The organism is Erythrobacter ani (assembly GCF_019204025.1).
GTDB lineage: Bacteria > Pseudomonadota > Alphaproteobacteria > Sphingomonadales > Sphingomonadaceae > Erythrobacter > Erythrobacter ani.
This window is the reverse complement of record NZ_JAGSPB010000002.1, coordinates 138,088-158,983: the sequence shown is the minus strand read 5'-3', so window position 1 is coordinate 158,983 and position 20,896 is coordinate 138,088. Positions and strand designations below refer to the sequence as shown.

At 57.1% G+C, this 20,896-nt stretch carries 24 protein-coding genes and 2 tRNA genes; 14 read left to right on the top strand and 12 right to left on the bottom strand.

Annotated elements, in window-relative coordinates:
• The first annotated feature begins 28 nt into the window (after positions 1–28).
• Positions 29–1,102: a threonine aldolase family protein gene (locus KCG45_RS07780; RefSeq protein ID WP_218316700.1), complete on the top strand. Its 1,074-nt coding sequence runs from the start codon at positions 29–31 to the stop codon at positions 1,100–1,102.
• Between the two features lie 125 nt (positions 1,103–1,227).
• Here the strand turns inward: KCG45_RS07780 and KCG45_RS07775 are convergent, their stop codons facing one another.
• The gene (locus KCG45_RS07775; RefSeq protein WP_218316698.1) at positions 1,228–1,827 is read right to left on the bottom strand and encodes a TetR/AcrR family transcriptional regulator; all 600 of its coding nucleotides are present in this window, start codon (positions 1,825–1,827) and stop codon (positions 1,228–1,230) included.
• A gap of 176 nt (positions 1,828–2,003) precedes the next feature.
• A complete protein-coding gene (locus KCG45_RS07770; protein WP_218316697.1) occupies positions 2,004–2,291 on the bottom strand; it encodes a hypothetical protein in 288 nt (95 codons plus the stop codon).
• Positions 2,292–2,767: 476 nt separating this feature from the next.
• On the opposite strand from KCG45_RS07770, the gene KCG45_RS07765 reads away from it, so the two are divergent.
• The 3 genes from KCG45_RS07765 to KCG45_RS07755 all read left to right on the top strand — a co-directional run bounded on the left by KCG45_RS07765 (position 2,768) and on the right by KCG45_RS07755 (position 4,155).
• Positions 2,768–3,382, top strand: a complete 615-nt coding sequence (locus tag KCG45_RS07765) for a glutathione S-transferase family protein (protein ID WP_218316695.1) — start codon at positions 2,768–2,770, stop codon at positions 3,380–3,382.
• Entirely contained in the window at positions 3,379–3,696 is a 318-nt protein-coding gene (locus KCG45_RS15615) for a GFA family protein (RefSeq protein ID WP_218316694.1), read from the top strand. The genes KCG45_RS07765 and KCG45_RS15615 overlap by 4 nt, the downstream gene beginning before the upstream one ends.
• 204 nt (positions 3,697–3,900) lie before the next feature.
• Entirely contained in the window at positions 3,901–4,155 is a 255-nt protein-coding gene (locus tag KCG45_RS07755) for a hypothetical protein (RefSeq protein WP_218316693.1), read from the top strand.
• Positions 4,156–4,377: 222 nt separating this feature from the next.
• Here the strand turns inward: KCG45_RS07755 and KCG45_RS07750 are convergent.
• Both KCG45_RS07750 and KCG45_RS07745 read right to left on the bottom strand, forming a co-directional pair.
• Positions 4,378–4,453, bottom strand: a tRNA-Thr gene (locus tag KCG45_RS07750).
• A 27-nt stretch (positions 4,454–4,480) separates the two neighbouring features.
• Positions 4,481–4,554, bottom strand: a tRNA-Cys gene (locus KCG45_RS07745).
• Between the two features lie 180 nt (positions 4,555–4,734).
• Here KCG45_RS07745 and KCG45_RS07740 point away from each other — a divergent pair.
• Positions 4,735–5,514 carry an acyl-CoA thioesterase gene (locus KCG45_RS07740; RefSeq protein WP_218316691.1) on the top strand — a complete coding sequence of 260 codons (780 nt, stop codon included), beginning with the start codon at positions 4,735–4,737 and terminating at the stop codon, positions 5,512–5,514.
• A 9-nt stretch (positions 5,515–5,523) separates the two neighbouring features.
• Here the strand turns inward: KCG45_RS07740 and KCG45_RS07735 are convergent, their stop codons facing one another.
• The 7 genes from KCG45_RS07735 to KCG45_RS07705 all read right to left on the bottom strand — a co-directional run bounded on the left by KCG45_RS07735 (position 5,524) and on the right by KCG45_RS07705 (position 10,067).
• Positions 5,524–6,342, bottom strand: coding sequence for a crotonase/enoyl-CoA hydratase family protein (locus KCG45_RS07735; protein WP_218316690.1), 819 nt, complete (start codon positions 6,340–6,342; stop codon positions 5,524–5,526).
• 86 nt (positions 6,343–6,428) lie between these two features.
• Positions 6,429–6,830, bottom strand: coding sequence for a winged helix-turn-helix domain-containing protein (locus KCG45_RS07730; RefSeq protein WP_369410755.1), 402 nt, complete (start codon positions 6,828–6,830; stop codon positions 6,429–6,431).
• Positions 6,827–7,183, bottom strand: a complete 357-nt coding sequence (locus KCG45_RS07725) for a JAB domain-containing protein (RefSeq protein ID WP_255548084.1) — start codon at positions 7,181–7,183, stop codon at positions 6,827–6,829. The genes KCG45_RS07730 and KCG45_RS07725 overlap by 4 nt, the downstream gene beginning before the upstream one ends.
• Positions 7,184–7,254: 71 nt before the next feature.
• Positions 7,255–7,770 (bottom strand): hypothetical protein, encoded by a 516-nt coding sequence (locus KCG45_RS07720; RefSeq protein WP_218316689.1) that lies wholly within the window; start codon positions 7,768–7,770, stop codon positions 7,255–7,257.
• Positions 7,771–7,784: 14 nt separating this feature from the next.
• A complete protein-coding gene (locus KCG45_RS07715) occupies positions 7,785–8,135 on the bottom strand; it encodes a hypothetical protein (RefSeq protein ID WP_255548083.1) in 351 nt (116 codons plus the stop codon).
• 26 nt (positions 8,136–8,161) lie between these two features.
• Positions 8,162–8,764 (bottom strand): LuxR C-terminal-related transcriptional regulator, encoded by a 603-nt coding sequence (locus KCG45_RS07710; protein WP_218316688.1) that lies wholly within the window; start codon positions 8,762–8,764, stop codon positions 8,162–8,164.
• Positions 8,765–8,867: 103 nt separating this feature from the next.
• On the bottom strand, positions 8,868–10,067 hold the full coding sequence (locus KCG45_RS07705; RefSeq protein WP_218316687.1) for an LL-diaminopimelate aminotransferase: 1,200 nt from the start codon (positions 10,065–10,067) through the stop codon (positions 8,868–8,870).
• A 165-nt stretch (positions 10,068–10,232) separates the two neighbouring features.
• On the opposite strand from KCG45_RS07705, the gene KCG45_RS07700 reads away from it, so the two are divergent.
• The 7 genes from KCG45_RS07700 (at position 10,233) to KCG45_RS07670 (ending at position 17,325) form a co-directional block, all read left to right on the top strand.
• The gene (locus KCG45_RS07700; protein ID WP_255548082.1) at positions 10,233–12,176 is read left to right on the top strand and encodes a PHA/PHB synthase family protein; all 1,944 of its coding nucleotides are present in this window, start codon (positions 10,233–10,235) and stop codon (positions 12,174–12,176) included.
• 152 nt (positions 12,177–12,328) lie between these two features.
• Positions 12,329–13,159, top strand: coding sequence for a phasin family protein (locus KCG45_RS07695; protein WP_218316685.1), 831 nt, complete (start codon positions 12,329–12,331; stop codon positions 13,157–13,159).
• Between the two features lie 235 nt (positions 13,160–13,394).
• Positions 13,395–13,796 carry an ATP-dependent Clp protease adapter ClpS gene (gene clpS, locus KCG45_RS07690; RefSeq protein ID WP_255548075.1) on the top strand — a complete coding sequence of 134 codons (402 nt, stop codon included), beginning with the start codon at positions 13,395–13,397 and terminating at the stop codon, positions 13,794–13,796.
• Positions 13,775–14,299 carry a DUF427 domain-containing protein gene (locus tag KCG45_RS07685; protein WP_218316684.1) on the top strand — a complete coding sequence of 175 codons (525 nt, stop codon included), beginning with the start codon at positions 13,775–13,777 and terminating at the stop codon, positions 14,297–14,299. Before clpS ends, KCG45_RS07685 begins: the two co-directional genes overlap by 22 nt.
• 135 nt (positions 14,300–14,434) lie before the next feature.
• Entirely contained in the window at positions 14,435–15,676 is a 1,242-nt protein-coding gene (locus KCG45_RS07680) for an LptF/LptG family permease (protein WP_218317582.1), read from the top strand.
• 18 nt (positions 15,677–15,694) lie between these two features.
• Positions 15,695–16,792, top strand: coding sequence for an LPS export ABC transporter permease LptG (lptG, locus tag KCG45_RS07675; RefSeq protein WP_218316683.1), 1,098 nt, complete (start codon positions 15,695–15,697; stop codon positions 16,790–16,792).
• Positions 16,793–16,854: 62 nt separating this feature from the next.
• Complete coding sequence (locus KCG45_RS07670; RefSeq protein WP_255548074.1) at positions 16,855–17,325, top strand: GNAT family N-acetyltransferase; 471 nt, start codon at positions 16,855–16,857, stop codon at positions 17,323–17,325.
• 10 nt (positions 17,326–17,335) lie between these two features.
• Here the strand turns inward: KCG45_RS07670 and KCG45_RS07665 are convergent, their stop codons facing one another.
• On the bottom strand, positions 17,336–18,439 hold the full coding sequence (locus KCG45_RS07665; protein WP_218316680.1) for a fatty acid desaturase family protein: 1,104 nt from the start codon (positions 18,437–18,439) through the stop codon (positions 17,336–17,338).
• 142 nt (positions 18,440–18,581) lie between these two features.
• Between KCG45_RS07665 and KCG45_RS07660 the strand changes: the two genes are divergently transcribed.
• Together KCG45_RS07660 and KCG45_RS07655 are read left to right on the top strand one after the other, a co-directional pair.
• Entirely contained in the window at positions 18,582–19,742 is a 1,161-nt protein-coding gene (locus tag KCG45_RS07660) for an N-acetyltransferase (RefSeq protein WP_218316678.1), read from the top strand.
• Between the two features lie 357 nt (positions 19,743–20,099).
• Positions 20,100–20,894: a response regulator gene (locus KCG45_RS07655; protein WP_218316677.1), complete on the top strand. Its 795-nt coding sequence runs from the start codon at positions 20,100–20,102 to the stop codon at positions 20,892–20,894.
• Positions 20,895–20,896 lie beyond the last annotated feature (2 nt).

The window sequence follows — 20,896 nt, the reverse complement described above, 5'->3', positions numbered from 1 at the left end:
ATTATGATTAGACAGGGCCCTCTTTTCAATGGTTTCATCAACACAAAGCGGCTCTGAAGGTCGAGAACGGCTAAAGCGTAGTTGCTCGGTTGATCTCTCGTTTCCCTATCATCGTTACGAACAGTCCCACGAAGGCGAAGCGCACGCAACTGTCAGCTTGCCGATTGATTGTACCCGCGATTTGGAAACCAATCTTAGCGAGCTTTTCGAATTCGAGTCTGCTCTCTGGTTCCCGAGTGGTACCATGGCACAGCTCGTGGCTGCGCGCATATTTATGCAGGCAACAGAAGGCTCAAGGGCGGCCCTGCACCCAACTTCACACTTGTTGCTACACGAAGCAGAAGCTTATCGGCATATACTAGGCCTCGAAGCCGTCGAAATGGGTAGCTGGAATCGGACTGTGCTCGCGAGCGATTTGCCAGATTCGGCGGCTTTTGCATTTCTTGAGTTGCCACAGCGGCACAATGGCGGAGCATTGCCAACGTGGGATGAATTGCAGGCGATAAAGCGTGCCACGTCGGGAGTTGGGAAGCCGCTGCATATTGATGGCGCGCGCATTTGGGGGTGTCGGCCATTCTACGACAACCGTACTTATGCAGAAATCGTCCACGGATGCTCTTCGCTGTATGTTTCGCTGTACAAAGACCTCGGTGCGAGCAGCGGCGCTGCCTTAATGGGTTCCAGAGAGTTCATCGATCAGGCCTGCATTTGGCGAGTTCGTCATGGCGGTGCGCTGGTAAACAGCGAGCCACAGGCTGCTGATGCACTTCGAGGATTGCGATATCATTTACCCCAGATGGAAAGGTATGTCGAAGTTGCGCACCAACTGGCTCAAGCTATTGTCGCTCAGAACGGATGCGTCACCAGTCCCCATCCGCCGCACGTCAACATGTTTCGCGTGCCTCTTCCGTTCGGGGTCGATCAAGCTCGCTCGCGCCGTGATGCAATCGCCGCATCGCACAAGGTATGGCTTTCCGACAATTTCTGGCAGGCCCCAAATAGCACCAACTGCGAACTGGAAATCACGGTTGGCGAGATTGCTAGTCAAACCGATCCAGATGTGATTGCGAATGCGATATCGGCGCTTATTGGAATCCGATAAGCCCTCGGACCATGACAACACGCGGCCCCATGCACGCCAGACTTATCCGGTCTGTATTCGAAAGGGGGTGCAAAAGAGATCACCCGCACGCATGGTTTTTCGCTGTCTCAAATGGAATAATCAAATCAGTTGAGTGATCGCAAGAATGCCCGAACAATCGCCTCTTGACGCGTTTCACCGCTCATTTCGTCGCGGGCTGCCTCAAAGTTCCCATCCAATCTCAGCGAAACATATCCATGAGCCATCGACCACAAGCCGATAGCGACAGTATGGTTGTCGAAATCCCCATCCGATCTGGCGACCCCAATTTCTTCGACTAATCGATCGTAAAGGCCGTCAGCCAGCATCGCCAGCCTTCGATCTTTGGTATCGATCAGGTCATGGCGCCACAACATTCGGTAACGGTGCGGCCTTGCGATCCCGTAGCTGATCAGAGCGAACGCAAATGCCTCCACCCGCTCAAGCCCGCTACCAGAACCTTCATCAATCTTTTCAGATACCGCTTGGGACAATTCAGCATACAAGCCAAGGGCCACTTCGGTAAGCAACGCTTCGCGATCTTTGAAATGGTTGACTGGTGCAGCATGCGAAACCCCGGTGCGCCGGGCTACTTCCCTGATAGTAATCGCATCGGCACCATCTTCATCGAGAATCTCCAGCGATGCTTCGAGGATCGCCTCTCGCAAATTCCCATGATGAAAGGATTGCTTTTTTGCGTTAGCCATAACGGCAAATTGCACACTAGCGGATAGCGTGTAAACCTCGGTGGCTGGTTGCGCTCAATGAGATTTCACGGCCTGCTAATTTCTTGCGAGCGAATTTCGAATTCCCGATCTTTGGTGCGCTTCTGAGCCTTCACAATTTTCAGAGGCTGCCTCGATTTTCCAACTCAGTGTCCTTGTCATCTTTGTGCAAGATACTTCGAAAAATGATCAGCTACCATTTTCAGAATTTCTTCAGGGCAGTTTACATCGCGCACATGGAACCAGTAATCGCCATACTGCGTGCTCACAGAGAACCTATAATCGCTGTAGGCAAAGTCGATCCACCATTCGTCCAAGCTTGGAACGATCGCGGTTGGGTAAGCGCCTTTCAGCCGAACGATCCCGTAAATCAATGAAAGTTCGTTCCGCTTCACCGGAAGTCTCGCAAAGACTCTGGATCCATCGTGACAGATTTCGTTCTCCAACACCCCACTAAACTCCTTTGACAGCGCTGGCGCGACGGAGGACAAAGGAGGGTGTACCAAACCTTCGCGCGGGTTGGCGTTGCTGGTTTTCTGTCGCAAAAGCACCGGAGTGCCTCACGCCCCTGGACCATCACAAAGCCGGCTGATCGCGTGTCCTCCTGTCTCCGAGAATTTCGCATGTGCGGGTCCGAGTATCACAAGAGAGCACCATATATTGACGACGTCAATATATAAATGTAGATGGACGACTTACCTTCGCAGCGGCGCGTAAGGATTTCTTGAGCAGCGCTGCATCTCCTTGCCCCAAAAATGTGGAGATTCCGGTGCCCGTAAACTTTGTCTCGCTTGAAGATGCAAAGGCGGCTTCAGGAATCCGAATGACCACAGTCAGTGGGGTGCCGAGTCCATGGAGCGAATCTGCGAAGGGATTCTTGCACGTCAAAGGTCTCGATTGGAGTGCGGTCAGGCACGTTCCTATGGATCGCGAACTGAGAAGATGGAGCGGCGTCCATAATGCTCCGGCCTTGATATTCGAACAGGATACAGCGCGTACGACTTGGTCAGAAATCCTCATGTTGGCCGAACGACTGCGGCCAGAGCCATCGCTGCTTCCGTCAGATAAAAAGGATCGCGCATGGATGTTTGGCCTTGCACATGAACTGATGGGTGAAGAAGGTCTGGCTTGGTCGCGCCGGCTTCAACTGATCCATATCGGAATGAAGATGGAGGGCCCGTCGCAAAAGCGCGCCGAGTACCTCTCGAAAAAGTATGGCTATAACACCGAGGCGGTCGACCGAACTGCAAGGCGCTCGCTCGATCTGCTTGCTTTGGTCAGCCGTCAACTCAAGCAGCAAATGTCGCGTGGGAGCGACTACTATTTCGGTGATCAGCTGTCCGCGGTCGATATATATTCAGCAGCTGTGATGGCTCTTTTCCAGCCCCTTCCGACGGAGCAGTGCGATATGGATCCAGCCAGCCGTGTGGCGTTTTCAATTCTCGATGATGCGACGAAAGTGGCTCTCGATCCGATTCTTCTCCAACACCGCGACCGAATATACCAACGACATCTTGAGCTCCCACTGTCGCTATGAACTCAAACAATACTACTGAACTTCACGATGGTGGCTGCCTTTGCGAAAGTGTTCGCTATCAGGTGAGAGGAGGCCTTAGAGGCGTCGTCAACTGTCACTGCACCATGTGCCAGAAGTTAAACGGAGCAATCGGTGCACACACCAAGGCCTTCAAAAGAGATCTGTTCATCTCAAATTCTGACGGCTTAGCATGCTACAACTCTTCAGACGTGGCGCGCCGAGGGTTCTGTAGACGCTCTGGGTCCAGCCTGTTCTGGGATGACCTCATGTATGAGACCATCGGAATTCTTGCGAGAAGCCTTGATCGCAAATAGGGGTTATCGACGACAGGACATATTTACACCAGCGAGCGCGCTACCGGCGAGAGGCTGTTAGCTCTTAACGAGTTGTTCATTGGCCACCGTACGCATCAGTCCGCTCGCTATGAGATTGCTTATGGCGATTCCCTTGAGAACCACAGCTCAAGCGGAGTGATCGCCTCAAGCGGCACCGACACCACTGGGTGGGCGCGCTCCATTATGGCTGCAGCGCGTGAGGCCATCGATCTGCTACTCTACGAAAAGGCCATTGCTTATTTTGTACGTGAGCCCTTCCCGAACATAACCACAGGGACGGATCTGAGATCGGGCAAGATCGACACAAAGGCGCTCGAAATCACCTCGTGTATCAATGATGGCAGCGTGATCTTTGCAGACGGTATCGAACAGGACTTCTTGCCCTTCGATTGGGCAAGACTCTCAAGGTCAAGCCTTCAAGCAAAGCGCTCAACCTAGTCGGTGACTAAAGATTCGCGCCATAGCATTCGCCGTGACTCATTTGAGTCCTCGGCACCTTCTAGAAAGGCATCCAGTACCAAAAGAGGGCCTCGGCAAACCACGGCCAACCTGAGGCGATTTGTCTCGCATACACGTTGCTTACAAAGCCTCGCAATTCTTCAAGTGTAAGAGCCCGTCACCAAAACATAGGCATCAAGTTTTCGAATTTCGGAGGAAACGTGGTGCCGCTTAGAGGATTCGAACCTCTGACCCCATCATTACGAATGATGTGCTCTACCAACTGAGCTAAAGCGGCATTTCAGCGCAAATTCTGCGCAAGGAATGGAGGCCCGAGCCGGAATCGAACCGGCGTGCAAGGATTTGCAGTCCTCTGCGTAACCACTCCGCCATCGGGCCGAGCCATCTGCTGCTCGCATCGCATAACAGCAAACGGAGCGCGCGCACTAGCGATTCGCTGCGGTAAAGGCAATGCGGCAATCGCTTCGTTCGTCGCTGCTGCGCAAATTGGTTTGCGTGGGCGAAGCTTTACGCCACGTCAGTCTGGACCGATCGCGATCCACCGGGCAAATGCCCTTCATGACTATCGCAAGCCTGCTCGAACCCGTAACCGGTCAGCCCGGACCAGCACGTCTCGCAAATGCGGGCGATTGGATGCAGGGCAGGACGCTCTACGGCGGCGCCTCTGCTCTGGTTGCATACACGATGGCACAGCGCGCATTTCCCGACCTTCCCCCGCTTCGCGCCGCGCAAGTCGGCTTCGTCGCGCCCATTGGTGACGAAATCGAACTGCATGCGGAAATCGTCCGTCAGGGAAGGAATGTCACCCAGGTCCGCAGCGAGATACATTCCGGTGGAAAGGTTGCGCTGACTGCGTTCTGGCTGTTCGCGGCCGAGCGCGATGCCAATGCGAAGCGACCGGCGGAGAAGCTTGCTGACTGGCCGGACGGTCCGGGTGAGAACCCGCAAGCCATGCAGGGACAAGGCCCCGCCTTCATCCAGAACAATTTCGAAATCCGCTTTGGTCAGGATAAGGATGCGGATCACGGCGCAACCATCCGGCGCTGGGCGCGTCTGACCGAAGACCATGATCTCGATCCTGTCAGCAAACTCGTTCTGATGGGCGACGTGATGCCTCCGGGGGCCATGCGCATCATGCAGCGCATGGGTCCGATCAGCTCGATCAACTGGTCATTCAACGTGCTCGATCCGCAAACACGGTCCGATGGCGGCTGGTATCTCGCCGAAAACGCGAGCCAATACGCGGATAGCGGCTATTCTTCAGAGCGTTTGCGCATGTGGGATAGTGAAGGCCGTCAGGTGATCGAAGGCCTGCAATGCGTAGCGGTCTTCGGCTGAGCCTATCCCTTAGACATCCTCGAAGGTCGCCTTGCGCCGCTCCATGCCGGCCATGACGGCCTCGACCTGATTTCTGGTCCGCATGATGGCGTGCTGTTCGATGCTCTCCTCGAGCAGAATGGCGTCGGTGTCGCGCTCGATCATTCCCGCCTGAAGACGCTTCGCAGCGCGGATTGCATGCGGATTGCGGTTTGCGATATCTGCCGCGATCGCGGTCGCGCGCGTCAGGGGATCGTCATCCACATAGGTGGCGAGACCGAGTTCCTTCGCCTCAGCGCCGGTAAATTCGCGGTTGGTGTAGATAAGTTCGCGCAGCACATCGTCTCGCACGAGCCCGCGCCACAAGGCGTATCCGCCCATATCGGGGACGAGGCCCCATTTGAGCTCCATGATCGCCATTCGCGTCTGCGGGTGGACAACGCGGAAATCCGCTCCGCTCGCGATCTGCAGCCCTCCGCCAAAGCAGACGCCGTGCACCGCCGCGATGACCGGTACAGGAAGTTTGCGCCATTGCATCGCGACCTGCTGGAACTTGTTCGCATTGCCATAGGTGCGCTCGGTCAATTCGGGTTCGTCGGGGCTTGGGGTCCGTGCGAAACTGGCGGTGTCGAGACCGGCGCAAAACGCCTTGCCTTCACCCGATAAAACCACCGCGCGGAGTCCCTTCATGCGTTGCAGAACACTGCCTGCCTCGATAATCCGTTCGAACATTTCGGGATCGAGCGCATTCATCTTGTCAGTGCGGGTCAGCCGGACCTGTGCAACCCCGTCATCACCTAGTTCGATCGTGATCCCGTCATTGGCGGGCATGGGGGTGGCAGATGGCATGGCGTTCCTCGAGTTTTTGCTGGGCGATGTTGCTTATCGGCATGATGATAAAGACCGCATATCGCAAGTCCACTTTCCCAGCCGGATCAGCGCGTGCCCGCGCCGCCATCGCCGAAAGTGAAGACGCTCTGTTCGGACGGAACATCGAGAAAGTACCCGCGCTCGGGATCGGTCGCCAACATTCCTGCAAGCCCGAATGCGTCCAGTTTGGCTCTCACCCGAGCGACATGGACGGCAACGCTGTTGGTCTCCGGCTCGAAATGAATCCGCCACACATCGGCCAGAAGCTCCCTTCGGGTCATGGGTTCTCCCGGTTGCTCGGCAAGCCGCCAGAGTAGCTCAAACTCGCGCGGATGGAGGCTCAACCATCGGTCCGCGACCCGGCCATCGCGGTGAAACAGGTCCAGAATAATGTCCCCCGCCTCCCGGAACCGGGGAATGAGCGTGTCGCTATCGGGGAAGATTTGGGAAGCGGCATTGGAATTCACAGATTGCCCCCTGCTCGCATCGAGTAGACCGAGCGATGAGTGATTATGAGATGATCGATCAATTCGATGTCGAGCGCTTTTCCGACTTCCACCAGACGGCGGGTCGCCAGCAGGTCGCGTTCGCTTGGCCGGCAATCGCCCGACGGGTGATTATGCGCGATGATGATATTGCGCGCGCCGAGCGAAAGCGCGCGGCCGAACAACTCCCGCATGCGAAAGGAAAGCGATGCGTTTCCGCCTTGGCCCATGCCTCCATCGGCGAGGTAGTTGCGGTTGCGGTCCAGGAATATCGCGTGGAACCGCTCTCGTTGCACCGTGTCATCAAGGACCATATCACGGAGATATTCGACCATCGACATAGCTTGTGTCTCACGCGGATCGACGGAGCTAGGTGGGTACCTGTCAAGTACAGTCATGGGCATTGTCATTTGAGTACATCTCGCATCGGCCTTCTGTCGAACGGCTTTGGAAGGGGTACTCGCCAGTCACGATACGGACCAAACCTCTTCCTGCGGCGAACATGCAATGCGAGACCACAAGCAAGTAGGACGAGCTGGAAGTATGAGGGCCCGATAACGAGCACGGCGTAAGCCAGCGGCGAGACCGTATCGACGATACCGCGTACGAGATGGGCGACGAGGGCAACGACCTGGAACCCAGCGATAATCAACGGGTAGTTTCGATTGGCATTGAGCGCGATGGCAAGAAAGGCTGTCAGAGCGAATATGTCCAAGGCGACATAAACGATTCGTATTCCGCTGAAAATCAACGGACCGCCAGCAAAGAACTCGAAGGCTGTTAACGGAAGAGTGAAAAACAAAACAAAGGTCGCCGCCGCCGCTCTCTCGGGCGCGCCGCCCCAGCGCAATGCCGCCAGCAGGATAAGAACGCTGACGACACGCTGGGCTTCGACCCGATATTCCAGGATTAGCTCGAACATCGTCGAATTTCACATCAGGCTGTTTGGGTGACAACCGGCTGGTGATCGACAATCGGGTCGATCGAGTCTTCGGGGAAGTCGGTCGGGATGTTTTCGTCGCCGCCCATATTTTCCCGCGCAACTTTGCTGAGTTCGTCGTGAACGCGCAGGAGACTGGAGGACATGGCCATCGCCTGATCTTCCGCTTGGCAAAGGCGCATGAGCGCCTTTTGTCCGGTGTGAACTTCGACACTCGGGTTTTGGCGCGCAGCTAGCATGGCCTGCTTGAGGCGGGCAAAGGCGATCATCGATTCATCGGCCAGCGCTTCGGCTTCGCGGATCAGCTTTTTGAGATTGTAGGCATCATTGAGAACGCGATCGGTCATAGAGAAAACTCCTTACCCAACACCGCTCAAGTGCTGGACTGAATTCTTTCAACGGGGACGCGCGCTGCGCCGTCCATCGCTTCGCTCAATGCTATCGCCGCTGTCACCGACAAAACCACTGCGGCCAATATGCCGAATGCGATGCCGATTACCGTGGCGAGGCGAAGCAGGACAGCATGTTCGCCGTCGAGCACCCCGGGGACGACCTGCGGCTCGCCAGGACGCAGCCAAGGCGCCTGTCCGATTAGGGGAAGAACATCGTTCATCACGAGTTCGCCGTGATCGACCCGAGCGCCGTTGTTGCTCGCTAACCCGTTAACCGGGACCTGATTTTTACTGTATACAGATTCGGTGAAGGCCTTCTCGGGTGGATCAGAGGGCACGTCTTCCGTTCCCAAACCAGCCGAATCGGCAGATGTTTCCGGGGGTTCGCTCTCCCGAAACCGCTCGACCAGGTCGCCAAGGTTGCTCACCTCGAAAATGTCCTTGAGCGCGCGGATATGTTGGTTGATCCGCGTCTCGGAAACGCCAAGTTCCTGAGCGATCACCTTTATCGGCATGCGCCGATCGATTCTTTCCATCACGGCCCGCTGCCTTTCGGTCAGCGGCCGCGCCGCTTGCGGCGGCATCGTACTCTCCATTTATCTAACTTCTGACAACATAGTTAACGCACCTTGGGCGCAATTGCTCCGAAATAGAAAGCCGATACCGATCTGTTTCTGAACACATGGATCACGACGTTCGCTGATTGACGCCGAGTGAAGAGAGATACCGCTTAATATTTCTTGCAGCCTGACGCAGCCGCTGCTCGTTCTCGACCATGGCGATGCGCACATAACCTTCGCCCTTTTCCCCGTACCCCACGCCGGGCGCGACAGCGACCTCCGCTTCGGTCAGAAGTTGTTTCGAAAACTCCAGGCTCCCCATGTCTGCAAGCGCTGGCGGCAATGGTGCCCAAGCGAACATCGATGCAGAGGGCGCCGGGATATCCCACCCTGCCCGTCCGAACGATTCGACCATGACATCGCGGCGCTTGCGGTAGAGATCGCGGTTCTTCTCGATGATATCCTGCGGCCCGTTCAACGCGGCGCAGGCCGCAGCCTGTATCGGCGTGAAAGCTCCATAATCGAGGTAAGACTTGACCCGGGTAAGCGCCGCAATCAGCTGCTTGTTGCCGACGGCAAAGCCCATTCGCCAGCCAGCCATCGAATATGTCTTGCTCATGCTGGTGAATTCCACCGCGACATCCTTGGCCCCGTCGACCTGCATGATCGAAGGTGTCGGCTGGCCGTCGTAATAAAGCTCGGAATAGGCGAGGTCGGACAGAATCCAGACCTGGTTCTGCCGCGCCCAGTCCACCAACCTCTCATAGAAGGCAAGATCCACCGTTTCAGCCGTTGGGTTTGACGGATAACTCACGACCAGCACACTTGGCCGTGGCACGGTGTAATTCATCGCGCTTTCTAGGGACCGCCAATAATCTTCGTCCGGCGTCGTCGGAACCGCCCTGATGGTGGCGCCGGCGATGATGAATCCGAACCAGTGAATGGGATAGGAAGGATTGGGCGCGAGAACGACATCGCCGGGGGCCGTGATCGCGTTCGCCAGACTGGCAAGGCCCTCCTTCGATCCCATCGTTACCACGACTTCGCTTTCCGGATCGAGATCGACGCCAAATCGGCGCTCGTAATAGCCTGCCTGCGCGCGTCTCAGGCCGGGAATACCCTTGGACTGCGAATAGCCATGGGCATCCGGTTTCATGGCCACTTCGCACAGCTTGTCGATCACGTGCTGCGGAGGGGGCTGGTCCGGATTGCCCATCCCCAGATCGATGATATCTTGCCCCGCCTGACGCGCCGCGTGCCTCATCGCATTGACTTCTGCGATGACATAAGGCGGCAAGCGCTTCATGCGGTAGAATTGTTCGTCCATGGTGCTCCTGCCCCGATGCGCCCCGGTCAAAATGACAGCGGACTTGCAAAATACAGTAGGCCATTTGTTGTCGATGTGGGAAGGCGTTTCCGCTAAAGTTATCGGCAATCACGAAACGCAGCAGGCCCCTCCTTCACTGAACGGCAGGCAAGGAAAGTTAGAGACATGGCAGACAGCAACAACGCAAATCCGTTTGGTGGGCCCGAGGCCTTTCGCGCGTTTTTCGACATGCAGGGCGAAGCCATGCGGGAGATGTTTTCGGGGAACATGCCAGACGCGCCTGGTGGCGCGGATACTGCCAGCGGGCTGCAATCGCTGATGCCTGGGGACTTTGGCGCGGACGATCTCGCCGACTGGGCAAAAGCAAGCGGCGAACTGCAGAAGATGTGGCTCGAATTTGCGACCTATCAGGCAAAGAAAGCCGCCGAGAAATCAACCGACGGAAAGAACCTGCTGGACCCGGCTCAATGGCTGATGATTTCGCAGAGCATGGTGGACCAGTTTCCCAAAGGCGTTTTCGATGCGCAGGCAAAACTCGCCCAGGATTCACTCGCGCTCTGGAAAGGCGTCTTCGAACGCTTCATGACGTCAGCGGCGAAGGGCTCTGCGTCGGGCGACGATGCAGGCCCGGCCCTGCCAATCAAGGATCGCCGGTTCGCCGATCCGGCATGGCGAGAGCACCCTGCGTTCGCATTGCTACACCAGACTTATCTGATGCTCACCGAGTATTTCCGCCAGGCGGTGAATTCGATGAAGGGGCTCGACAAGGAGAAGCGCAAGCAGCTCGATTTCGCCGTGAGCGCACTTTCAGAGGCGATGAGCCCCGATAATTACCTGCTGACCAATCCTGTGGTGATGAAGCGGACCGTGGAAACGCGCGGCCAGAACCTCGTTCGCGGGATGCAGCACCTGATCAACGATCTGAAGCGCGGCCAGCTGACCCATACCGATCCCGATGCGTTTACTCTCGGCGAAAATCTCGCCGCCACGCCGGGCAAGGTCGTTCACGAGACACCGCTTTACCAGCTCGTTCAGTACAGTCCTTCGACCAAAGAGGTGTTGGAGGTTCCGCTCATTGTTTTCCCGCCGTGGATCAACCGGTTCTACATCCTCGACCTGACGCCAAAGAAAAGCTTCATAAAATGGGCGGTCGACCAGGGCCTGACGATATTCGTGGTCAGCTGGAAATCCGCAGATGCCAGCATGGGCGACGTCGTGTGGGACGATTACATTCGCGCTCAAATGGATGCCATCGACCATGTACGCGGTCGTTTGAAGGTGCCATCCGTCCACGCCATCGGCTACTGCGTCGCCGGCACGACGCTTGCCGCAACGCTTGCCGTACTCGCCCGGCGGGACGAGGCCGACAAGGTGAAAAGTGCAACCTTCTTCACCGCGCAGGTGGATTTCGAGAAGAGCGGCGAGCTCAAGCACTTCATCGATGATGGCCACCTAGACATGATCGGAAAGCTTTCACCTGACGGCTATCTCGACGGTCGCTATCTCGCCGCCACGTTCAATGCGCTACGCGGCAAAGACCTGATCTGGAACTATGTCGTGAACAATTATTTGCTCGGCGAAGACTACCCTGCCTTCGACCTGCTGCACTGGAACGGCGATGTAACCAACCTGCCGTCGAAATGGCACAACGACTACCTGCGAGACCTGTACCGCGACAACAAGCTGGTCGTGCCAGACGCACTTTCCGCTGACGGAACGCCGATCGATCTAACCAAGGTCGAGACGCCAAGCTTCGTGCAAGCGGGTAAAGAGGATCATATCGCCCCTGCCGAAAGCGTGTGGCGCATCACCGATCACTTTTCCGGACCGCTTGAATTCCTGCTGGCTGGATCAGGCCATATCGCCGGCGTGGTCAATCCCCCTGCCGCAGGTAAATACCAGTATTGGGTCGGTGACAGCAGTGCACCGTCTTTGAAGGCATATATCGATAGCGCGGAGGAACATCCGGGCAGCTGGTGGCCACATTGGCTCGAATGGCTGCATAAGCAAGATGACAAGAAGGTAGCGGCGACCGGCAAGCGCAAGCCCGGTGGGCGCGGCGACACCGTGATCGAAGATGCCCCTGGACGATACGTAATGACGCGATAATTTTTCAATGGCGCATCCCCTTTGGGGAACCGCACCGTTGCTTGTTCGTTGAAATCGTGTAGAAAAAGCCATTATTGTGCACTGCACAAAAAATCCTTGACTTCGCAGCTGCAATGCCTATTTTGTGCAGTGCAACATGAAACGAGGACACCATGGCTGAAGCCAAAACTCAATCGAAGATCGATGCTGCTGCAGAGAAGGCATATGCCGACGCGGCTGCCAAGACCACTAGCGCTGCCAAAGTAGCAGACGCAGTTGAAGCTGGCGGTCCGAAGCCGGCACCGAAAGCGGAGACCGTCAAGAAGGCGGTTGCCGCTCCGGCCAAAAAGGCACCTGCGAAGAAAGCACCGGTAAAGAAAGCCGCTGCCAAGCCCGTCGCTAAAAAGGCGCCGGCCAAAAAGGTCGCTGCCAAGAAGGCACCAGCCAAAGCAGCTGCAAAGAAAACTCCCGCCAAAAAGCCTGTCGCCAAAAAGGCACCGGCCAAGAAAGCGGCTCCGAAAACTACGAACACCAACCCCGTTACCAAACTTAAGGAATCCATCATGGCTACTGCAAAGAAGAAAGACATCACCGCGACTGCAAAGGAAATGGCTGCTGACGTGCAAGAGCGCGTGAAGACCGCTTATGCCAATGTCGGCGAATTTGCTGGTGACTTCGGTCAGTTCAACAAAGAAAACGTCGACGCTGTCGTCGAAAGCGGCAAGATTTTCTTCAGCGGCGCCCAGGAACTGGCACGCGACAACGTTGAAACCGGCAAGACCGTCGTCGAGACCGTCACCGAAGATGCCAAGAAGATGGTCGCCGTCAAGTCGCCGACCGAACTCTTCCAGCTTCAGGGCGAACTCGCACGTCGCAACTTCGACGCAGTGGTTGGCTACGGCTCGAAGCGCACCGAAGCTTGGGTCAAGCTCTACAACGATGCGTTCGCTCCGATCTCGAACCGCGTCAGCGTTGCCGCCGAGAAGATCTCGAAGGCTGCCTAATTACAGATTTCTAAGCCGGGCCTCTCCTCTCTCTCCCAATCCCGGTTTACGAAAGCGCGCTTAATTGCGCTGGGCCGGATGGACCATATGGTCTGTCCGGCCCTTAATTTTGGTGGGCAGCAGTGCCGATCCGCAGCCTCGGGAACCGCCACAGCGACGCCTTGTTAAGGCAAGGCGCATTATGGTTATGGACGAACCCTTGCGATCACCGATACGAATCCCATAATGGAGCCTCATGGCAACGCCTCGCCCCACCCTTGATCCAATCGATCCGTCTCTGTCGCTCGCACCCCTTTGCGCTGGCGAGGATGACGCAGGAAATGACGGGGATGGCGACACCGATAATGAAGTCGGCATTGCGACCAAGACGCGCACCAAGCCAAAAAAGCCGAGCCAGTACAAAGTGCTGCTTTTGAATGACGATTACACCCCGATGGAATTCGTGGTGATGGTGCTCAAGCGGTTTTTTTCGATGGATATCGAGCAAGCAACACAGGTCATGCTGCACGTCCATCAAAAGGGCGTCGGGGTCTGCGGCATCTTTCCCTACGAAGTGGCCGAAACCAAAGTGAACCAGGTCATGGATTTCGCGCGTCAGAACCAGCATCCGCTGCAATGCACGCTCGAGAAAGCGTGAAGCAAGCGCACCATCCTGAGCCCGATCCGGCCGGTCCGGATCAGGAAAGCGTCTGGGACTATCCTCGCCCTGCCATTGCCGAACCAACGACCCGCCGTATCCAGATCGTCCACCGCGGCATCACGCTCGTCGACAGCACCAATGCATGGCGAACGCTCGAAACCAGTCACCCGCCGACTTACTACGTACCTCAGGCCGATATCGCGATGGAGCACCTGTCGTCCAATGCGCGGAGATCGATCTGTGAATGGAAGGGTCAGGCGCGCTATTGGGACATGACTGTTGGCGATGAAACGATCGAAGCGGCGGCTTGGTCCTATCCGGAACCGACGCCTAGTTTCGCAGGTATTCGCGACCATCTCGCCTTCTACCCCGACCCTTTCGACAAATGCTTGGTCGATGGCGAAACCATCACTCCGCAGCCGGGTCAGTTTTATGGTGGATGGATAAGCCAATACGAAGCCGGCCCGTTCAAAGGCGGGCCGGGCAGCCGGTTCTGGTGAGCGCGGAACCCGTCGCAAATCCGCACATGACCGCGCCCGCATTTCGCGCTATGGGCGGCAAACGCACGGAATGGCGGTCATCTCGGCCTTCCGGATGACAAACATGAGCGACGCAAGGGCAGATCTCCCAACGTGCTGAAAGCCATCCCCAGTCTTGATCGGTATATTTTTCGACTGGTGATCGTGCCCATGCTCGGTGTGTTTGCGCTCGCGGCGTCGCTGTTCCTGCTCGACAAGATGCTGCGCCTGTTTGAATTCGTCGCAGTCGAAGGCGGACCGATCAGCGTAGTGTTCAAGATGCTGGGTGCGCTGATTCCCGAATATGCCAGCCTAGCCATTCCGCTCGGGCTTCTTCTCGGAGTGCTGCTGGCCTTTCGCAAACTCGCGACGTCGAGCGAGCTCGATACGATGCGCGCCGTCGGCCTGTCCTACTGGCGATTGTTGCGCGTTCCCTACGCCATCACTCTCGTTCTCGTGGCGATCAACGTGGCGCTGGTATTCTACGTCCAGCCGCTTAGCCGGTATTATTACGAGCAGATGGAATACGAGCTGCGGTCCGGCGCGCTCGGGGCGTCGATCAAAGTCGGCGAATTCACGACACTGGCGGACCGCATGGCGCTGCGGATCGAGGAAAGCGAGGAGGAGGGTAGGAGGCTGATCGGCATTTTCGCGCGGGTGGCCAATGACAGCGATCAGGTGCTCTCAATCAGCGCGCGGGAAGGCTCCTTTCTAGCCACGACTGATGATCCCGACACAATTATCCTGCGATTAAGCGAGGGCACGATTATCCAGGATACGGGAAGCGATACGCCCCGCGTCCTGTCATTCAGTCGCCACGATTTGCCCATCGATCTACCGGCAATCGAGCAGTTCCGGTCAAGAGGCGACGCGTCGCGCGAGTTCATCTTGCCGGAGCTGCTGCGGATCGGCTGGAACGAGAATGCCGATGAGGACATCCGCGATGCCAGCCAGGCGTCGTTCAACTTCCGTCTGGTCGAAGTCGTCATGATGCTCTTGCTGCCCCTGCTCGCCGTGGCGCTGGCCATTCCGCCCAAACGATCGACAAGCGCGCTGGGCGTGTTCGTGTCGATCGTGATGGTGGTCGCCTATCACAAGGTGAATCAGTATGGTGAAGACGTGGCCTCACTCGGCCGCATCGATCCGATCATCGCCCTTTGGGGCCCGTTCGTGCTCTTTGCGGCACTTATCGTCTGGATGTATTACCGGGTCGCCTATGTACCGGGCGGGCAGGCGATCGGCGCGCTCGAAACCATGTTCGCCAAGATATCACGGCAAATCGCGAAGCTGTTTGGCCGCAGACGCGCCAAGACCGCTCTGCCAGAGGATGCCGATCCGCAATTGGCTGCGGCGGAATAAGCGGATATCCGAAGCCCAATGCAGCTAGACTTCTTCCCCTCGCGCACGCTCACCCTTTACATGGCAAAGACGTTCGTGGTCCGCATCCTTGCGGTGCTCGTGATGCTGGTCATCGTGCTCCTCGCACTCGACCTGCTTTCAGCAACCGGCGACATCCTGACGCCGGAGGGGAACGGGCAGGCAGAGATCATTCGCTATGCCAGCTTGCGCATTCCGCAGCTGACATCGCGGTTTCTTCCTTACTCCGTCCTGCTCGCGACCCTCATCACCCTGGTAACGCTAAACCAGAACAGCGAGGTCGTGGCGATGAAGGCCGCTGGGCTGTCTGCGCATCAGGTTCTCGCACCGATGCTGCTTACCGCAGCCGTCGTCGCAGTGTTCAGCTTCGCCTTTAACGAGCGCGTCGTAACCCGCGCCAATTCCGCATTGAAGGCATGGGAAGCGGTCGATTACGGTCAGGTACCTGCGGCAAGCGGGACGCGATCCAATATCTACCTGACCGATGGAACGAATATTCTGACCGCAGCCACTCTGTCTCGGTCTGGCGACCAGACCACACTTACCGGCGTGACCTGGTACGAGCGCGGTCCAAGCGGGATTATTCGCGAACAGATCACCGCGACGGGTGCAACATACGCCGGCCCAGGCTGGTTGCTCGAAAACCCGGTGCGGTTCGATGTCGGAGGTGCAGAGACCGAAGCGGTTTCAGGTGTAGTGGTCGGCGAAACACTGACCCCCGAGCAGATCGATTTCCAGTCTCTGGATCCCGATGCGCAATCGTTCTGGGAATTATCCGAAACAATCGACGCTTATGATGCCGTCGGTCGGCGCACGTCGGAGATGCGCGCGAACTGGTGGCACCGCCTTTCTGGCCCGCTATCCGCATTGCTGATGCCGCTTCTCGGCTCCGTCGCGGCCTTCGGACTTGCACGCTCGGGCCAATTGTTCGTGCGAGCGGTGATCGGCATGGCGCTCGGCTTTGCCTATTTTGTCGTCGATAACGCGGCGCTCGCGATGGGAAGTTTCGGGGGCTACCCTCCGTTTCTCGCAGCGTGGGCGCCGTTTTTCCTTTTCTTGCTGGTCGGTGAAACCGTACTGGTCCGGACGGAGGAATGAGCCGGGCGACGCACCACGGTGATTGGTCGCTCCGGCTGGCAAGGCCGCAGGATGCAGACTCGATGCCAGCCATTGAAAGGGCCGCAGCGGAGCTGTTTCTGAACGACCCAAGTCTCGAGGATTTCGATCCGGATGACACGTGGCAGCCTGCCGAGCTGCGCCGGTTCATCGGCAAAGGCCACTGCCTTGTCAGCCATGTCGGAGAGGAAATGGCGGGGTTTCTCGTCAGCGAACCGTTCGGGCGCGAACTGCACATCTGGGAGATGGACGTCCTGCCCCGGTTTCAGAACCGCGGTATTGGTGCCGGATTGATCAGAGCTTCACAGATCGACGCGCGCAATTCAGGCTTCCGCGCGCTTACCCTGACAACATTTCGCGACCTGCCGTGGAACGCTCCGTTCTACTCCAGGCTCGGCTTCGAAGAACTCACCGCCTTGGACGCGCATCCGCGGCTGGCGGGAGAACTGGCCAATGAAGCGGATGACGGATTGCCAATGGATCGCCGCTGCGCGATGATCCAGTTTCTTGATTGAGTGACCAGTCTTAGCGGCGGATCATCGTGCTGCGAGCAATCCGGCCAACGAGCGGAAGCATGCCTGCATGGTTCGCACCTTCATAGGTTGAACCGGTGCCCAGCTCGATATTGAGGCGTCGATGCGCTTCGGGAAGATCGTGATACGGCATGGATGGCATCAGATGATGCAGCGCGTGGTAACGCAGCCCAACGGGTGCCCAGAGCTCGGCAATACGGCCCGGCGGCGGGACGTTCACGCTGTCGAGGAACTGCGCGGTCACGGTCATCGGATCGCCTTCGTTCTCCCAAAGGTGAGCCACCAATGTGCGCAATTGGTTGAGAACGGCCGTTAGCGAAAATATCGCAAACGCGATCAGCACCGGTCGCCAATCGAGCACGAGCGGGCTTAGCAGGATTGCGATGGCCCAAAGGCTCGCAGCCATTTCCTGCCACAATACGCGTTTCCTGAAATCACCGGTCGGCGGTTTACGGCGGAATTCGGGGTTGATCGAAAGCGCAGAAAAGCGCTGCCAGACAAAATTCCGCACCGCTGGGACGAAGAAACCGAGCGGCACCAGAACCGCAAACCGTATGATAAGCGCGATGGGTGCCAAGAGCGCCACGAGAACAAATACCGGAAGACTCCAGGGCTTCATCAGGGCTAGCGGCAGATACTCCGGATCTTCGACCGTTCCGTATTGTGTGCGCTTGTGATGGATCACATGCACACCTTCATACATGAAGCTAGGCGTGAGCAACGGAATTCCCACCAGCAGATTCCAGCCCAGCCGAAAGCCCGGCAATGCCTCTTTGCGAATGTGTGTCAATTCGTGGATGAACATAACCGCGCGGTAAAGCGCCAGCGATGCGATCACTGCGGCAACGATCGATAAAGCCCAATTGGCCGACATAATCGCCATAGCCATTCCAAGATACCCGATGCCCGCCGATACCAGCATGTCGGTCCAGTAAATCGCAGGCTTCGCTTCACCGAGATCCTTCGTCAGATCACGGGCAGCACGCAGCATATCCTTGTCATCATTGGTCTGAAACTGAGCACGCGTAGCGATACCTTCACGGCGGCTGACCGTAGGCACGCTCTCGGCGATCAGATGGGTTTGCTGCGTATTCATAACTTCAAGTTCAACATCCTGTACCGCAAAACATACGGCAAGGCCAAACAGAGTGTGTTGGCAAGTGTGATCGGCCCGCTTGCTTGTAGGGACCGATCAAGGGCAAAAGCGCACCGATGAAGATCAATACGAGGCCAACTGCGTGATTGACGCACAAATAAGCATTGAAGCGATCAACGACAAGCGCGGACGCGCCCGATTTGTCGATTTGGGACGAGATTTCGCATCCCGTGTCGAGCATTCGGTTCCCCAGCTGCGCAGCGAACGGATCGAACTGGTCTCGCCGCAGAAGAACCCGTTCTTCGAACACGCGCAGGCACAGTTTTTCATCGCCCATCGGGCTGGCAAAGAAGTGGGCCGCATCTCTGCCCATATCGATGAACTTGCGCTCGAGATGCGGCCCGAACAGGGCTTCGGGCCAGGTTCCGGCATGTTCGGCTATTTCGATGCCGAAGACGAAGCGGTTGCCCAGGCTTTGCTCGACAAGGCCGAGGAGTGGCTGAAAGACCAGGGAATGACCAGGGTCCTCGGTCCCATATCGATGGCAATGTGGGAAGAACCGGGACTACTGACCAAAGGGCAAGATCATGCGCCAATGATCATGATGGGCCACCACCCCGCACATTACCGATCCTGGATCGCGGATGCCGGATATAGCCCGGCAAAAACGCTCTATACCTACGATCTCGACATATCGAAGGCATTCCCTCCGATCGTGCAACGCATCGTCAAGTCAGGAGAGCGCAACGCCCGCATCAACGTGCGCCCGGTCAACAAAAAGCGCTGGGATGAAGAGGTAGAAGCGATCCTCTCCATTCTAAACGATGCGTGGTCGGACAATTGGGGTTTTGTGCCCTTCACACCGCATGAGGTCGAGCATGCTGGCAAACAGCTGAAGCCCGTCATCCATGAAGAGCTCAACATGATCGGAGAGGTCGATGGCAGACCGGTCGCATTCATGCTGACCTTTCCCGACCTCAATGAGCCGCTGGCGGATATCAAAGGCAAACTTCTACCCTTCGGCTGGTTCAAGATGCTGCGATGGCTTAGAAATCCCAAGGGCGCCGGTATGCGGGTTCCCTTGATGGGCGTGTTGAAAGAATTCCAGAATTCCCGTCTGGCAAGCCAGCTCGCCTTCATGATGATCAGCGAAATTCGCAAGCAAGCACACGAGAAATTCGGATCGGTGCGTGGGGAAGTCGGCTGGGTGCTGGAGGACAATCAGGGAATGGTGGCCATTGCAGACGCTATTGGAAGCTCGATCAATCGAGAATACGTGATTTTTGAGAAAGCTCTCACCTGATTTTGCGGATCGAGCACGAAAAAGGCCTCCACTTCGGAAAGTGGAGGCCTCGGGATCGTATCACCAGCCGCTTGGACGGGAGGGGGGTCTCGGCGGTGATACAAGCATAATGCCTTGTCAAAGAACGGGTTCCCGGAGGTTTCAATTTTTTTCGACTTTATTGAATTTTTGCGGATCGAAACCTCTGCGAGATTGTAATCCTCATATCGGCAAGCGCTTTTCATCGGGCGCAATGCCGCTTGTCTGCTGAGCGATCAGGAGGCAGGCGATTGGGAGCAAAGGGCAGGTTTCGCCGCGCCCAGTCCCCGATCCGATCGTCGAGCTCGGCCTTTGAGCAGTTTTGGAAAGCGAGTATTTATGTCGTTGGGTCAACAAGTTGCAGCAAACCTTCCGTTTCTCCGTCGATACGCACGCGCGTTGACCGGCTCGCAGACCACCGGCGATGCTTTCGTTCGCGCAACCTTGGAAGCCGCACTTGCCGACGAGGAACTTAAGGCCTCGCTCGATGGCGGGCGCATTCCGCTATACAGCGCCTTTAACAAAGTCTGGTCGAGCGCCAACGTTGAGGTCGAGCCTGTCGACCCAGCCAGCAGCGAGCATGAAGCCGGGGTGCAGACCCGATTGGGATCGATCACTCCGCTGAACCGTCAGGCTCTACTGCTTACCACGCTGGAAGATTTTTCCGCAGCGGACGCCGGAAAGATCATGGGCCTCGATACCGCGGAAATCGAAACACTTGTGTCGGAAGCGATCAGCGAGATCGATCGCGAACAGGCAACATCTGTGCTGATTATCGAAGACGAACCCTTGATCTCGATGCAGCTCGAAGACCTCGTCTCCTCGCTCGGTCACGACATCTGCGGAACTGCCGCGACGCGGACTCAGGCGAAGGAAGTCGTTGAGAACAATACGCCCGGGCTGGTGCTTGCAGACATCCAGCTCGCCGACGGATCGTCGGGTCTCGACGCGGTCGACGACATTCTGGCGATTGCGAAGGTTCCGGTTATCTTCATCACGGCCTATCCCGAACGGCTTTTGACCGGTGACCGCCCTGAACCCACTTATCTGGTCACCAAGCCCTTTCAAGAGCAAACCGTGCGCGCCGCGATCAGCCAGGCGCTGTTCTTCGGATCGACCCGCCCGCTGGATTGAAT

Excerpts from the sequence above, each read along its gene's own strand:
- KCG45_RS07735 (WP_218316690.1), bottom strand. The coding sequence starts at position 6,342 with ATGCCATCTGCCACCCCCATGCCCGCCAATGACGGGATCACGATCGAA.
- KCG45_RS07780 (WP_218316700.1), top strand. The coding sequence starts at position 29 with ATGGTTTCATCAACACAAAGCGGCTCTGAAGGTCGAGAACGGCTAAAG.
- KCG45_RS07775 (WP_218316698.1), bottom strand. The coding sequence starts at position 1,827 with ATGGCTAACGCAAAAAAGCAATCCTTTCATCATGGGAATTTGCGAGAG.
- KCG45_RS07725 (WP_255548084.1), bottom strand. The coding sequence starts at position 7,183 with ATGGTCGAATATCTCCGTGATATGGTCCTTGATGACACGGTGCAACGA.
- KCG45_RS07715 (WP_255548083.1), bottom strand. The coding sequence starts at position 8,135 with ATGACCGATCGCGTTCTCAATGATGCCTACAATCTCAAAAAGCTGATC.
- KCG45_RS07765 (WP_218316695.1), top strand. The coding sequence starts at position 2,768 with ATGGATCGCGAACTGAGAAGATGGAGCGGCGTCCATAATGCTCCGGCC.
- KCG45_RS07755 (WP_218316693.1), top strand. The coding sequence starts at position 3,901 with ATGGCTGCAGCGCGTGAGGCCATCGATCTGCTACTCTACGAAAAGGCC.
- KCG45_RS07705 (WP_218316687.1), bottom strand. The coding sequence starts at position 10,067 with ATGGACGAACAATTCTACCGCATGAAGCGCTTGCCGCCTTATGTCATC.
- KCG45_RS07670 (WP_255548074.1), top strand. The coding sequence starts at position 16,855 with ATGCCAGCCATTGAAAGGGCCGCAGCGGAGCTGTTTCTGAACGACCCA.
- KCG45_RS15615 (WP_218316694.1), top strand. The coding sequence starts at position 3,379 with ATGAACTCAAACAATACTACTGAACTTCACGATGGTGGCTGCCTTTGC.
- KCG45_RS07700 (WP_255548082.1), top strand. The coding sequence starts at position 10,233 with ATGGCAGACAGCAACAACGCAAATCCGTTTGGTGGGCCCGAGGCCTTT.
- clpS (WP_255548075.1), top strand. The coding sequence starts at position 13,395 with ATGGCAACGCCTCGCCCCACCCTTGATCCAATCGATCCGTCTCTGTCG.
- KCG45_RS07665 (WP_218316680.1), bottom strand. The coding sequence starts at position 18,439 with ATGAATACGCAGCAAACCCATCTGATCGCCGAGAGCGTGCCTACGGTC.
- KCG45_RS07695 (WP_218316685.1), top strand. The coding sequence starts at position 12,329 with ATGGCTGAAGCCAAAACTCAATCGAAGATCGATGCTGCTGCAGAGAAG.
- lptG (WP_218316683.1), top strand. The coding sequence starts at position 15,695 with ATGCAGCTAGACTTCTTCCCCTCGCGCACGCTCACCCTTTACATGGCA.
- KCG45_RS07740 (WP_218316691.1), top strand. The coding sequence starts at position 4,735 with ATGACTATCGCAAGCCTGCTCGAACCCGTAACCGGTCAGCCCGGACCA.
- KCG45_RS07710 (WP_218316688.1), bottom strand. The coding sequence starts at position 8,764 with ATGCCGCCGCAAGCGGCGCGGCCGCTGACCGAAAGGCAGCGGGCCGTG.
- KCG45_RS07720 (WP_218316689.1), bottom strand. The coding sequence starts at position 7,770 with ATGTTCGAGCTAATCCTGGAATATCGGGTCGAAGCCCAGCGTGTCGTC.
- KCG45_RS07685 (WP_218316684.1), top strand. The coding sequence starts at position 13,775 with ATGCACGCTCGAGAAAGCGTGAAGCAAGCGCACCATCCTGAGCCCGAT.
- KCG45_RS07655 (WP_218316677.1), top strand. The coding sequence starts at position 20,100 with ATGTCGTTGGGTCAACAAGTTGCAGCAAACCTTCCGTTTCTCCGTCGA.